Consider the following 14,342-nt stretch of genomic DNA (forward strand, 5'->3'; position numbering starts at 1 on the left):
CGTTGCTATAGATCTTCAACCGCTTCACGCAGCAGGTCTCCAAGATTTTTCCCTCTCCGTCCAACACCTGACAAAAGGCGTTCACCAGTAAAAATGTCGTAAACAACCCCGCATTTTTCTGCTTTTATCACAGCATCTTCGTACGCACGAACAATCCTTGCAGGTGCCGAGTCGCTTGGTGTCCAGTCTCCGATCTGGAACGTCACGTAGTGCAATGTTCCGCCGGTCGGATTGAACTCGGCGACGACTTCACCACTTTCCTCGAGATACATGCAGATCCCGGAGAAAATCTCTGCTAACGAGTGACGCGAGTTCATGCCGCTCCCAATCAAGCCGGAGAACTTTTTCTCGTCGAGTAAAACGTCTTTTCTGCTGATTTCCATACTTTCCCCTGTCAGCACTCGCGGTTAACGACGAAACACAAAGCTGTATGCGGGTTATCAACGATCTCCTGCCACTTCCTAGCAGCTTCTTCTGCATCTAAAACAAGGCCGGTCTCGAGTATCGGTGCGACAACGTCAAACCCTCTGTAAACGTACCCCTCATAGCCTCCGAATTTGGCTTGTCTTACAAAAACATGGTGGAAAACTGAACCATTACAAGGGATCACGTCGCTAACCCAGAGATACCAGTAGCTGCTCGTGTCAGTGAGTTGTGCGACGACATCCTGTCGCTCTTCGTCCTCGAGGATATCAAGAAATTGATTGAGCATAAGATCTTTGATCCGCACATGCCCCCCGTCGGTTGCGGTTTCCGGCCAGAACGGCCACGAAGCAAAATCATAGCTCGATTCGCCGTGGCGTCAACGAGAAAAAAGAAATGAAAAGAGGAGTTTAGACTCTTATTTGTGGTTGCGGGTGGTTGCGGACTTTGGCGGTGGCCAGGGGGCGGATGGGGGTGGTGGAGGACTCTGGCTGCGGTTGATTGAAGATGGGTGAAATGAATGCTGGAAAAATGTGTGAACAAAGTGTGGAACGGGGCCATGCGGCAGGGTGCAGTTTTGCGCAGTTGTTCACACTTTGTACCACACTATTTCAATAACTTACTGAAATCATAGGGCTATGATCACGCCTGCTAAGCGTGTTATGGGCGTAAAACTCATACGAGGGTTCAAATCCCTCCTTCTCCGCCATGAGATCAAGGGCTTACGATGCACATCGTAAGCCCTTTTTTTATGCGCTGCGATGGGGTCGTCAACACGTGGGGAGCAAGGTGTGAAATTAAATGACAACACCGTTTGTCGGCCAAGGGAAAGGCTCGAACAGGCCCCTTTAAACGCACGGCTGGCGTCTTTGGGTAGATATGGCTTTTATGGGCGCACCCGTTTAGGGTGGGGGGAGTCCCCTAGAGTACAGGAACAAAAAAAGGAACCGCGTGCAAGACGCGGTTCCTTTTTTTGTTTGGTGTGATGCGGGTCGGCCGTGGAGGCCGGACCGCTTTGTGCCGATTTAGGAGTTCATGTCGTTTCCGGAGTTGATGATCGACTGAATCAGGGCGTTCAGTTCATCGCCGGAGGAGATCGGTTCAGGGGCGTCCGGGACGTTGTTCATGTCGGGGTTTACGCCCTGGAGGATGACGGTCATGTCGGAATGGCCGTTCAGATCGCTGAACACCAGGTTCAAATCCGTGTTGTTCGTTCCGGATGCGGAGATTTCAACCGAGATGGCGTTGGTCAGGTTGTCGAGAGCGAATGCGTCGTTTTCGCCCAGGTTGAAGTCGGTGATTGTCATGGTTCCATCGCCGTCGGTCAGGTAGTTCGGGTCTATGGTGATGGTGTCGGCTCCTTCGCCTAGGGTGACAGTGTCGTTCCCGGAGCTGATGAAGACGTTGTCGTCTCCTGCCAGACCGAAGATGACGTTGTCGCCGCCGTCGCCGTGCAGGGAGTCGTTACCGGAAGTGCCGACGATGACCGAGTTGTTGCCTGCAACCGTGATGGGGAATTCCAGCGTGGCCGTGCTGGTCATGCCGTCGGAATCCGCGATCTGGTATTCGAAGGTCTCAACACCCGGGTCGTCGACATTGTTCACCAGGGCAGAATCCACTTGGTACTGGAACGTCCCGTCCGCATTCAGGGTCAGGGTTCCGTATTCGCCCTGGATGGTGCCGGTGGCAGCGTCGTCGTGAACGGTCTCCGCCAGGGAGACATAGCCGTCGGCGCCCGTTGCGCCGAGCACAACGAGGTCCGTTCCGGTTCCGCCGGTCTCGGTATGATCGGTGTCTTCGGCGTCGTGGTCGTTCAGCAGGACGTTGCCGCTGATGCCCTCAGGCGTCACGGATGCCGCAATCCAGTCGGTACTCGTGACGGTTGCAGTGGCATTCAGGGATTCCAGATAGAAAGAGTCCTTTTTCCAGTGATTGGCTCCGATGGCGATGTACCGGATGTTGCCGGTGGCGGTGAACACTCCATCTGAGTACATGTCGTTGCCACCTTGGACCCAATTCCCGTCGTTTCTCATGATCCAGAACACGGGGGTGTCCTTGGCATTGATGTCTCCGAGTGTGATCGTGACCGAATCTTGCGGTGCGGCGAAGGAGATGTACATAGTTTCAGCCGTGTTGCCGTCGATGTTGGGATCGTCTCCGTAATGGCTGGATATTCCCAGGTCGTCTTCACCGACCTGGACAATGTTGGTCCATCCATTGGAGCTAATGGTGAAGCCGTCACCTTGATAGTAGGAACCTTGGTATCCGTAGGAGATCGTGCCATCGAAATCGGCGTCATTGATGCTCGTTTCGTTGGATGCGGTATGCCAGTAGCCGGGGGTGAGTTCCAATCCTGCATAGACATCGTTGACGGCCACGGGGGCGTCGTCCGCACCGTTGATCTGGAAGTTCAGGGTGGCTTTGCCGAAGCCGCCCTGCCCATCGGATACCTGATAGGTGAAGGCTTCTGTCCTGGTCTCGCCGGTCGCCAGTTCGTCAGCCGCAGGCTGATCGGCGGCGTATTCGTAGGTTCCGTCGGAGTGGATGGTCAAGGTACCGAACGTGCCGGTCATGACTGCGGTATCCGCGTCATCCGCACCGGCACCGACGTCCGAGAGCGAAGTGAAGGCTTCGTGCCCGACCTCTTCGCCGAGCGCGATGCCGACGACGGTCAGGTCGTCGCCGTCCGGATCGGTGTCGTTGTCGAGCACGTTGCCGGTGGCGGTGTTGCCTTCGGTGCTGGTCTGGGTCAGGAGGGCCTGCAGCAGACCATTCAGATCTCTCGGGTCACTGAGGTCCATACCGTCGCCGTGCTCATTGATCTCGTTGATGTACTGCATGTTTTGCGTACCCATTTCAATGCCGACGCCGGTAACGCTGGTCGTGCTGTGCAATGTCGCCAGCTCGTCCTGCCAATTGGTGGCGTTGTTGGGCGCGCCGTCCGACATGAAGATGACTTGGGTTTCAATGCCGTTCGATTCGTTTTCCACCCATGTGTTGGCCGTTTGCAATGCCGTTTGGTAGTAGGTCGCCCCGGAGGCGTTAAAGCCTGCGATGAAGTTGAGCGCCTCCTGGTAGTCGGTTGTCGCCGGGTCATCGGTCAGCGTGTAGGTACGGGCGACAGCGTTGTCGTCGAAGTCGATCAGGCCGACCTTTACCGAGCCGCCGCTGGTGTTGATCTGATCCTGCAATGTCTCCAGCATTTCATTGAGAGCCGCCTTGGCTTCGTTCATGCGGTTGTTGTAGGACATGGACCCCGATGTATCCACGATCAACAGGTAGTTGATCGGGTTGGATTCGAAGTTCGTACCACCCTCGGTCACAATGTTGGTATCGTTGACGGTGCCTGGCTGGTCGCTGAACAAGTCGTCCACGGCCTTGGGAGCGTCATTGGTGGAGAGAACGTTCAGCGTTACTTGCGCGCTGTCCGTCAAGCCGCCGTCGGTGACGGTGTAGTTGAAGTGCGCCGACCCGTCGTATCCTTCGTCGGGAGTGAAGAGCAACTGATCTCCAACCTGCTGGACCGTACCGACGACATTACCGTTGCCATCGGTGGCATTCGAGTCGAAGGATTCGATGGACAGCGAGTCATTGTCCGGATCGGTGTCGTTGGCGAGGACGTCGATGAGCAGGGTGTCGCCCTGGTCCATGGTCAGCGGTTCGGCTTCGGAGCCGTCGTCCACCGCGTCGGGCCTGTCGTTCACCGGGGAGACCTGGATGGTCACGGTGGCGGAGTCGGGCTTTTCACCGTCCGAGATGGTGTATTCGAACTGCGCCGGGCCATTGTAGTCGCCCACCGGAGTGAAGATCAGGCCGGTCTGCCCGATTTCGTTGGTGCCCACGACCACGGTGCCGATCAGGTTGTTGTCGCTGTCGTACACGTTCTCGTCAAAGTCGGTGATGGACAGGGAGTCGCCCTCGGGGTCGGAGTCGTTGTTCAGGACATTGACGAACAGAGTGCCGTCCTCATCCATGGTCAGCGGTTCGGCTTCGGAGCCGTCGTCCACCGCGTCGGGCCTGTCGTTCACCGGGGCGACCTGGATGGTCACGGTGGCGGAGTCGGTCTTTTCGCCGTCCGAGATGGTGTATTCGAACTGCGCCGGACCATTGTAGTCGCCCACCGGAATGAAGATCAGGCCGGTCTGCCCGAGTTCGTTGGTGCCCACGGCCACGGTGCCGATCAGGTTGTTGTCGCTGTCGTACACGTTCTCGTCGAAGTCGGTGATGGACAGGGAGTCGCCCTCGGGGTCGGAGTCGTTGTTCAGGACATTGACGAACAGAGTGCCGTCCTCATCCATGGTCAGCGGGGTGGTCTGGGAGCCGTCGTCCACCGCGTTGGGGCCGTCGTTCACCGGGGCGACCTGGATGGTCACGGTGGCGGAGTCGGTCAGGTCGCCGTCCGAGATGGTGTATTCGAACTGCGCCGGGCCATTGTAGTCGCCCACCGGAGTGAAGATCAGGCCGGTCTGCCCGATTTCGTTGGTGCCCACGGCCACGGTGCCGATCAGGTTGTTGTCGCTGTCGTACACGTTCTCGTCAAAGTCGGTGATGGACAGGGAGTCGCCCTCGGGGTCGGAGTCGTTGTTCAGAACATTGACGAACAGAGTGTCGTCCTCATCCATGGTCAGCGGGGAGGTCTGGGAGCCGTCGTCCACCGCGTCGGGACCGTCGTTCACCGGGGCGACCTGGATGTCGAGGGTGGAGGTGTCGGTCAGGTCGCCGTCGGAAACCGTGTAGGTGATCTGCGGCACAGTGCCGTTGAAGTTGTCCGCCGGGTCAAAGGTATAGGAGCCGTTGGCGTCGATCCGTATGGTGCCCACGTTTTCGATGGTCACCTGGTCGCCGGCGTTATGGATAGTTTCGTCTCCAGCCACCTTGAAGGAGGTGACCTGCAGGTCGTCGCCGTCCACGTCGGAAGCGTTGTACAGCACGTTGCCGGACTTGGTGGAGTCCTCGTCCATGGTCGCGGTTTCGTTGCCGTCCACTGGAGCGTCGTTGAGACCGTTCACGGTGATGACCAGGTCGGCGGTCTGGGCAACGGCATCGTTGTCCACGTTGTCGCCGTCGGTCATCGTGTAGGTAAAGGTTTCGGTGGGCGCGTCATCGGGCGTCAGAGTGTTGTCGGTGGCCGTGTAGGTGTAGTTGCCGTCGGCTCCGATGGTCATGACGCCGTGTTCGGTCTGGAAGGAGCCGTTGTATTCGCTTTCCGTGCCGTCCACGGTGATGGTTCCGTTCTGGAAGTCGATGAAGGTCGCCAGCCCGTCGGAGTCCGTGTAGGTCAGCGAGGTCAGGGACATCTCGCTCGGGGTGTTGTCTGCGTCAACGTCGTTGGACAGGACATTGGCCGAGACCGTGTAGTCGAGCCCGTCGGTGTTGGGTTCGTAGACCGAGGCGGAGTCGTTCACGGCGATCGGGTCCTGCTCGACCGGGCGGTCGGGCAGAATGTCGACGGTCACGGTGGAGGAGCCGTCGGGATCGGTCATTCCTTCGGAATCCACGGGGATGTAGTCGAAGGAATCGTTGTTGGCGAATTCGGCGTCGACATAGGACAGCTCCCAGGTGGCAGGGTAGGGGCCGTCGTTCTCTTCAGTGGTCGAGAACACCAGTTTGTCGAAGACCTTGCCTTCACCAAGCACGGAGCCGTCCAGAATCATGTTCTGATAGATATCGCCCGCGCCGCCGCCGTCGGTGGCTACGCCGTTTATCATTCCGTTGTTGACTTCACCGGAGGCGACCAACTCGTCGCCGTCCCAGGCCTCCCAGGTGGCGAACGCCTGCTGGGGGCTGCCCGGGTTGAAGTAGCCGCCCAGGCCGGAGAAGCCGATCTCGGCGTAGGACACGTCCGCGCCGTCGAAGGTGATGGTAATGGTCTCGTCGGAATTCAGGCCGTTACGGCTGCCGTTGGCTATGCCGTGCCCTATGTGGCCTGCGCTGGGGTCGGCGTACTGGATCAGCTTGCCTTCGCTGACTGTCGTGGTGATGGTAACATTGTCGGTGCCGTCGTCATTGGTGTCCAAGGTCAGGACGCGGGTTGCGCCGGAACCCTGGCCCCAGTTGTCGATGTCGGCGTCACCGAAGTTGCGCGAGCCGAGGAGTACGCCATCAAGGGCTTCCGAGTCGGGTACGTAAGTCAGCTCGTTGAGGTCATAGTGGGTGTTGTTCAGATTGCCGGATTCGACGGGATTTCCGTCGCCGTCGTAGAGCGTGCCGTGGTCGGGCAGGTCGGTAATCATGACGTCGAGGGCCTGAGAGTCGTCCTCGGGGTCGGAAACGTGGTCGTCGGCGGAGTCGTTGGCGTCCTCGCCCAGGAAGGGCACGGGCGCGCCATCCAGGCCGACGTGCATGGTGAAGTCCTCGCCTGTGGGCGGTTCGTTCACGTCGCCGATAGTAATGGTAATGTCCACATCCTGACCAACAGCACCCTGGGAGTCAACAGGGGAGACGGTCACGGTATACTGACTGCTTGTCTCGTAATCAAAGGTCTTGCCGTCCCCGGTCAGGATCTTGTCGCCGTCCACGATGAACAGGCCGTCGCCGGTGACGTCATTGCCGTCGGCGTCCAGGACCTTGTCGATGACGTAGTGGACTTCATGGCCTTCGACGTCGGTGGCGTCGAGTTGGGCCACGGCAACGGAGCCGGGCACGTTCTCATCGATGGTCAGGATTACATCGCCGTTTCCGTCTATGGAATTGACCGCCACGTTGTCGATGCCGAAGGATTCGTTTTCCAGCGCTTCGTTCAGGGTGGAGCCGAGACCCAGGCTGATGGTGTCGCCGGGGTTCTCCACGGTGATGGTCACATGGTGGATCTGGTCTTCGTAACCGGCGAAGCCGAGGTTCTCGGTGCCATCGGTCACGGCGGAGAAGGTCCAGTGAATGAGAGTACCGTCGGGGCCGGTGATGGTGCCGGAGCGGTCCGTGTTGTCCACGGGATCATCGTCGCGGAGGTTCCGTTCCAGGGGAATTTCCACTTCGTTGCCGTTTACGGTGAAGGTCAGCGTGTCGTAACCCCAGGAGGAGTTGTCACTCAAGGTCCAGGAGTCGATCTCGTAGACGTTGAATTCGATGGTCGCCGACTTGGCGTCTTCCGCGACTTCGAAGGTCTTTTCGATGGAGTCGCCCTTGCCGAAGCGGCCGAGGAAGTCGGTGAACGCGCCGGAGGTTTCGGTCACGGTGTTGTCGGACCAGCCGGAAGCACCGTCCTCGAAGTCCTCCACCGGAGCGGAGATATTAGTGATGACCGGGGCGTCGTTGGAGCCGTTTACGGTCACCGTGACGTCATGGGTGGCGGTGCCGTCCTGGGATGTGACTGTGAAGGTTTCGGTGAAGGACTCGCCGTCGCCCAGTTCCTGGACCACATCCAGGGTGTTGTCGATATCGTAGGACCAGGAGCCGCCGGCCTTGATGGTGAAGGTGCCGCCCTCGTCCGTGGTGATGGAGTAGTCGCCGTTCGCGTCGAAGCTGCCGCTGTACTCGCCTGCGTTGTGAGTCACGGTCGGAGCCAGGGTGGCTTCGTCCACGGTGTCGACCGGGGTGCCCACGGAGTGGTCGTCCGGGTCGGTCACGGTCAGATGGCCCTCTGCGTGCAGGGTCTCGGGTGCGGGCTCGACCACGAGGTTGCCGTATTGGTCGTACTGCGCGGAGCCGCTTTCCTCGCTGGCCTGGAAATCGTCGGTCTTGGTCTCGTCATTATTGGACCAGTCGACCTCGAAGAGGTTGCCGGTGGCGGTGTCGCCTTCGGTGTCCGTGTCGATGGTCGCGCCGTCGTTGGTGCCGACAACCTTGAAGGTCACGGTGGCGGGCTGGGAATCGGCCTCGCCGTCGTTGGCCACGTACTGGAAAGTGACCTCAAGAGAGTGACCGGCGGCCAGGTTGTTGTAGGCCGGGTCGTCTGCGTTGAACAGGACCTCGCCGTTCTCGGTCAGGGTCACGCCCGCAGGCAGGTCGCCGTGGGCGCTGTAGCTGACAATGCTGTCGTTGACATCGATGTCGTGGTCCGCGCCGTTGCCGTTGTCCTCGCCCACGAAGCCGAGAGACAGGGAAGAACCGGACTCTTCATTCACGTCGTCGAGATTGTCGTCTTCGGCGATGGGGGCGTCGTTCGCGCCGTTGACCGTCACGGTCACGGTGTGGGTGGTCCCGTCCTCGGATTCGACAGTGAATTCGCTGACGTACTCTTCGTCGGTGCCCATGCCCTGCACGGAGGCGTTGCCGACCTCGTAGTGCCAGTTGCCGGAGCCGTCCATGGTGAACTTGCCGCCGTGGGAGTCGGTGGCTTCGCTGACGGGCTTGAACGCGTTGTCGGTGTTGTCCACGTCGGAGGCGGTGAGCGTACCATCGGCTGTCAGCAGTCCCGCTTCGGAGACGTCCATGTCCTCGGTCATGGCGCCGGTGTCGGTGCCGCCGATGACGGCCGTGTCGTTGGTGCCGAGAATCTGGATGCTCAGGGTGGCGGTGCTTTCCTTGGCTCCGCCGTCCTGGTTGTCGGTCATGGTGTATTCGAAGACATCCTGGACCGGCTCGTCGCCGATATTCAGATGATTGGTGGCGTCCTGGTCCTCGACGTACTTGTAGCCGCCGTCCTCGTTCAGATAGAGGGTGCCGTACTGGCCCTGGAGCACGTAGTCGAACCCGTCGCCGGAACCGGCCGTGTTCTCGGTGTTTTGGCTTTCGACGCCGGTAACAGTGAACTCGGACAACGAGTTGTCCGCGTCGTGGTCGGCCACGCCGCCGAATTCGTCGCCCGCCAGCAGGTTGCCCGTGACCTCGGCCGCGCCCTGGTCGTCCGCGGATTCGGTGAAGGCGTTGTAGTCGTTTTCGGCCACCGGAGCGTCGTTTGCGCCGGAGATGGTGATCGTCAGAGTACCCGCATCATCGCCCGGGACACCGGCCTGGTTGTCGGTCATGGTGTATTCGAAGACATCCTGGACCGGCTCGTCACCGATATTCAGATAATTGGTGGCATCCTGGTCCTCGACGTACTTGTAGCCGCCGTCCTCGTTCAGATAGAGGGTACCGTACTGGCCCTGGAGCACGTAGTCGAACCCGTCGCCGGAACCGGCCGTGTTCTCGGTGTTTTGGCTTTCGACGCCGGTAACAGTGAACTCGGACAACCCGTTGTCCGCGTCGTGGTCGGCCACGCCGCCGAAGTCGTCGCCTGCCAGCAGATTGCCCGCGACCTCGGCCGCGCCCTGGTTGTCCACGGATTCGGTGAAGGTGTTGTAGTCGTTTTCGGCCACCGGAGCGTCATTCGCGCCGGAGATATTGATCGTCAGGGTCGCGGTGTTGCTGTAGACACCGTCCGCGTATCCGTTGGTGACGGTGTAAACGAAGACGTCCTGCGGATGGTCCTCCTCGTTGAGGGCCTGGACGCTTTCCCAGTCGTTCTGAAGTTCGTATTCGTAGGAGCCGTCGGCATTGATGGTCAAAATACCGAATTCGCCGTTGATGGTCGTCGAAGCGCCGGGGTCCATGTTGTCGTCAGTGTACAGGGAGCCGCTTTCTTCGGTGTTGTTCGAGGAAACGGAGGAGACGAACATCTGGGTGTCGTCCGCGTCGAGGTCTTCTCCGATGCCGGACTCGTCGCCGCTGATGACGTTGCCTTCGATCAGGCCTGTGTAGCCTTCGTCCTCCATATCCTTGAGGCCGAACTCGACCACGGAATTTTCGTCCGCATAGGCAACGGGAGCGTCGTTGGCGCCGTTTACGGTGAAGGAAATGTTGGCGTAGTTGAAGGCGCCGGAGTCGTCCATGATTCCGTAGGAGAACTGGTCGACGTTGTCTTCGCTGTCGTAATTCAGCGCGTTCAGGGCGTCGTAGGCCTCGCCGTCCTCGGGAGTGTAGAGTTCGTAGTCATAGGAGCCGTCGGCGCGGATGGTCAGGGTGCCGAACTGGCCGTTTACAGAGACTTCGCCTTCGGGGTTGGCCTGGGCGACGCCATAGGACTGGCCGTCCGAGGATTTGAAATCAGGGATGCCTTCGCCGGGCAGGTCGTGGTCGTAGGTCTGGGTGGCGTGGGAATATACGCCGACCACGAACATGGTCTGGCCGTCGGGAGAGTCGCCGCCGTCCACATCGGCATCGGTGGTGCCGCCAGCGTCGTCGCCAGCGAGCACATTGCCGTGGACGGCGATGTTGCCGGTGTCCTGGTAGTCGTGGCTTTCGTCGTCGTGGACGTCCACCTGGGCTCCTTCCTCGCCGAGGTCCGAATCGTGGACCGAAGCGTGGAGGGCGTAGCTTTCGGAATCGCCGGTTTCGACAGCCTGGACGTTCAGGTCGTCGTGGGCGATGGGCATGTCGTTGGACCCGTTGACCGTGATGGTAAGGGTGGCGGTGTTGCTCTCGCCGCCTTCATTGTCAGCGATGGTGTACTGAAAAACTTCATCATAGGTCTCGCCCTCGTCAAGGACGTCGGCCCATTCCTGATTCAGGGTGTAGTCCCAGTGCCCGTCGGCATCAATGACCAGCACGCCATATTTGCCCATGATTACGGTGTCGTCGGACAACACCTCAACCGGGGCGGTGTCCACGTTATCGTGATTTCCGCTCAGGAGTTCGATGGTGACCATGCGCAACTGGTCGTGATTGCCGCCGGCGTCGATGTCGTTATCGATGACGTTGCCCTCGATCAGGCCGGGGGTTTGCGGGGGATTGGGATTATCTATGTAGAATCCGCCGCCCGAGGACAGGGGGAAGAATTCGCTCATGAAGCCGGGCAGATCGCCGCTTTCGGCCTGCGCCAGGGCATTGTGGTACTCCTGTTCGTCCTGGACGAAGACGATGGTGCGTCCGATAACAAAGTCGGCGTCGCCCTGCTCGGCGATTTCGGCGAAATCGTCATTGGCGACGGGCGGAGTGTTGCCGATGACGCCCGCAATAGTCGGCAGGGACTGGGCGGCGTAAGCGTCGTCCTGGCCGCCCAGAGCGGTCAGACCGTCCGCCAGGGAACCTGCGTCGTCGTTGTACTCACCTGCGCCGGAGCCGCCGCCGTTGGCGCCAGCCGCGGTTTCCATATCCTCGGAAGTCTGGTCCGCATTCTCGAAAGCGAAAAGATAGACGTCGCCAGCCACCACCTCGCCGCTGACCATGATGAAGGAGGGCAGCGAACCGCTGTCGGCCAGCTCCTGGTAATTTTCGAGGACGATGGTGCCCCCGCCCTCTACGGCTATCTCAAGATCTCCGTCCCGCCCGACGAATTCAGCGGAGGAGAGGTCGAAATCGAACTGAACAGGGAGGTCCGGCGTGATTGCGTAGTTTTGGATGTTGCCGGTGCCGGGAAGCGTAATATGCAGAGTCTGAGTGGTAGGATCGGCCATGTTTTTCTCCGATTCGAATTATATGGATTGGAAATGTTTTTTTTAACTTGGGAAACAGTACTCTACACCGATGACAAGTTTTTAGTCAAACCGTAAAAATATTATTATACTAATAAGTTGCGATGTGGACAAAGTGGTTGATCCCCCGCAATCACCTGGAAATTCATCGACTGTTCTATTCGCCAAATGCAGGAGAATAGACGTATTTCGTTTTTCTTTTCAACAGGTGGTTGTTGAAAAATAATGTGGATAGGAATCGTTATCCCCAAGCTGTTTTCATCTGTTTCCCGTTTAATAATTCAAATTTATTGAATAAAAAATATTGTGACCTTTGTTGCCCTGCACCTTGAGGAAGAGGGGGCAGGGAGATAAGGGCCTGAAAAGTCTGGTCGGAACGGATTTTCCTGAAAGCCGTCAGGACGATGGAGAGTTGTGCGCCGTGCGGTTGTTTGGACCGCGCCAGGAGGGAGTGTCGCCAGTGGAATTGGTAGGAATTTGCAACGGATACTTCGAGAGCATTGGCCGGAAGGCATACGAATCGATCGGCGGCTCTCATAGGACCTCACGTTTGGAGGGCGTTATCCGCGTATCTGTTTATGGCGGCTATTACATATCTATTATGTCGACCTGGGCTACACGCGATTGTTGAACGTCAAGGGCGGCTGATTGGGGGAGATTCCTTTTGAAATCGCGGTGAGTCCGCGAAGGTCTCGGGATATTCCGGTCGACTTTTGCCCTTTGTGTCAGGGAAGCGGAAGGGACACACGATTCGTTTGGAAAGCCGATGCGCGGCCCTTGGCAAGGGCGATTCTTGTCTTAACAGGAAATTCGGAATGACATACGATCGTTGGGTTGGCGTTGAACCGGGGCGTCTACGAAGATGTGTTGGTATTACAGAATGTTGTGTTTTGGTGTCGCAGAATGGGTCGCGATGCCTCGACCAGGATGGCCTCGGTGTCGTCGTTTTCGAATGAGCTGGAAGGAATTGAAATTGCAATTGATCCGGATTAGTAGCAAAAATAGTCAATCTCTTGAACCGCAACCGGTGTGAAGATGGTCCGATTCCTGGCCCAGTCCGATTATCTGCGGGAGGTGCAGCGCACCTTTGGCGGCAGTGGGCACTTCGATTTTATGGAACTGTTGATCCGGATGTTGTCCGTGGTCCTTCCCATGATCGCGGTCTATGTCCTGTGGCGGTACAGGCTGCTTATTCAGCTTGTGGTTGGCCGGTGGGCGGCCCGTTTGTTCAGGCGGCGCAAGCGGCGCGCCGTGGAAAATTATTTGGTGTCGAAGGGCGTGGCCATCGAGGTCTGCATGTATTCCGGGGGCGGAGTGGGGCGCAAGCTGTGCGACGCCAGGGTCACCAGCGTGACCGGGGGGAGGATGCAGCTTCAGTTGCTCAATGCCAGGCCGACCCTCATCAACCTCAAGCACCAGCAGGTCGTTTGTTTCGTTAGACCTTTCGCCTATTCCGGCAAGCGGATCAACGCTTTCACCACGTTGGTGGCCCATGTGGCCAAGCGGGGAGTTGTTCTCAAGGAATTAAGCCTGTTCACGCCGGTGCGCTATCGGTTTATTCTACGGCGGCGGCATCCCCGCCAGAGAGTGGTTCACGAAGGCGCTGTCCGGGTCAAGGCGTGGAGCGCAAAGAAGGCGCGCACCTTCTGGTTGTTCCGGCCGGACATGCAGACCGTGAACAACCCGGCCCGATACGATAGCCGTACACGTCTCGCGGTGGAGAACATCTCGGCGGGCGGCTTGCGCCTGTTCATCGTCAATCCCAAGGGAGGACTTCCGCCTCTCGATCGGGGCAGCCAGCTCGTTCTGAGGGTCAGCGTTTGGAATCCCAAGACGCGCAAGTATTCGTTCTTCACGGCCATGGGCATTGTCCGCAGCCGTTTTTCCGGGCGTCGGGGGGCCATCGGGCTCGGCATTCAGTTCATGGCCGAGGGCAAAAAAAAAGGCAACCGATACACGTGGCGTACGGTGCACGGGGAAATTCCGGCTTTGGCGCAGTTCCTGGCCGGATTGGACGAATAGCTACTTTTTGCGGCACTCCGAGCAGACGCCGTAGAGGTACATCTTGTGGCGTTGCAGGGTGAAGCCGTGTTTTTCGGCGAGCTGTTCCTGGCGGTGTTCGATGATCTCGTCCACGATCTCGATGTTCTTGCCGCATCGTTCGCAAATGAGATGGTCGTGGTGATCCTTGCCGTAGCTGGATTCGTAACGGGTAACGCCGTCCGCGAAGTCCAGCGGCTCGATCAGCCCGGAGTCGCTGAGAAGCTTGAGAGTCCTGTAGACCGTGGCCTGTCCGATGGAGGCATCCCGTTTTTTGACGAGAGCGTAAAGTTCCTCCGAGGAGAGGTGGTCGTTTTTCTTGAGCAACGTGTCAAGAATGATGCGCCGCTGGGGCGTCATCTTCAGGTTTTCGTTGGCCAGATACTCGGCAAAAACATCTTGCGGGGCTTTCATGAAATATCCCGTCGTTTTGTTTAAAATTCAGTCAATTCCTTACATACGGGAAGCTTATGAAGGTGTCAAATAGGAATGCAATCGGCGGGAAATAACCATCTCACGGCCCGATCCCCTTTTGTTTCTTGACAT

Annotated in this window: 5 protein-coding genes; 1 reads left to right on the forward strand and 4 read right to left on the reverse strand. The window is 58.5% G+C overall.

Features of this window, described 5'->3' with window-relative positions:
* Positions 1-5 precede the first annotated feature (5 nt).
* The 3 genes from LF599_RS06810 to LF599_RS06820 all read right to left on the reverse strand — a co-directional run bounded on the left by LF599_RS06810 (position 6) and on the right by LF599_RS06820 (position 11,738).
* Positions 6-383, reverse strand: a complete 378-nt coding sequence (locus LF599_RS06810) for a hypothetical protein (protein ID WP_269941205.1) — start codon at positions 381-383, stop codon at positions 6-8.
* 11 nt (positions 384-394) lie between these two features.
* Positions 395-730 (reverse strand): hypothetical protein, encoded by a 336-nt coding sequence (locus LF599_RS06815; protein ID WP_269941204.1) that lies wholly within the window; start codon positions 728-730, stop codon positions 395-397.
* Positions 731-1,448: 718 nt separating this feature from the next.
* Positions 1,449-11,738, reverse strand: a complete 10,290-nt coding sequence (locus LF599_RS06820; protein ID WP_279522765.1) for a VCBS domain-containing protein — start codon at positions 11,736-11,738, stop codon at positions 1,449-1,451.
* 1,053 nt (positions 11,739-12,791) lie between these two features.
* On the opposite strand from LF599_RS06820, the gene LF599_RS06825 reads away from it, so the two are divergent.
* A complete protein-coding gene (locus tag LF599_RS06825; RefSeq protein WP_279522766.1) occupies positions 12,792-13,778 on the forward strand; it encodes a hypothetical protein in 987 nt (328 codons plus the stop codon).
* On the opposite strand, the gene LF599_RS06830 is transcribed toward LF599_RS06825, so the two are convergent.
* A complete protein-coding gene (locus tag LF599_RS06830) occupies positions 13,779-14,210 on the reverse strand; it encodes a Fur family transcriptional regulator (protein WP_279522767.1) in 432 nt (143 codons plus the stop codon).
* Positions 14,211-14,342: the final 132 nt, after the last annotated feature.

The sequence above is a fragment of the Pseudodesulfovibrio thermohalotolerans genome (assembly GCF_021353295.2).
Taxonomy (GTDB): domain Bacteria; phylum Desulfobacterota; class Desulfovibrionia; order Desulfovibrionales; family Desulfovibrionaceae; genus Pseudodesulfovibrio; species Pseudodesulfovibrio thermohalotolerans.

Bases quoted from the DNA above. Each gene is read 5' to 3' on its own strand.
- LF599_RS06825 (WP_279522766.1), top strand. From the start codon at position 12,792: ATGGTCCGATTCCTGGCCCAGTCCGATTATCTGCGGGAGGTGCAGCGC.
- LF599_RS06810 (WP_269941205.1), bottom strand. From the start codon at position 383: ATGGAAATCAGCAGAAAAGACGTTTTACTCGACGAGAAAAAGTTCTCC.
- LF599_RS06830 (WP_279522767.1), bottom strand. From the start codon at position 14,210: ATGAAAGCCCCGCAAGATGTTTTTGCCGAGTATCTGGCCAACGAAAAC.
- LF599_RS06820 (WP_279522765.1), bottom strand. From the start codon at position 11,738: ATGGCCGATCCTACCACTCAGACTCTGCATATTACGCTTCCCGGCACC.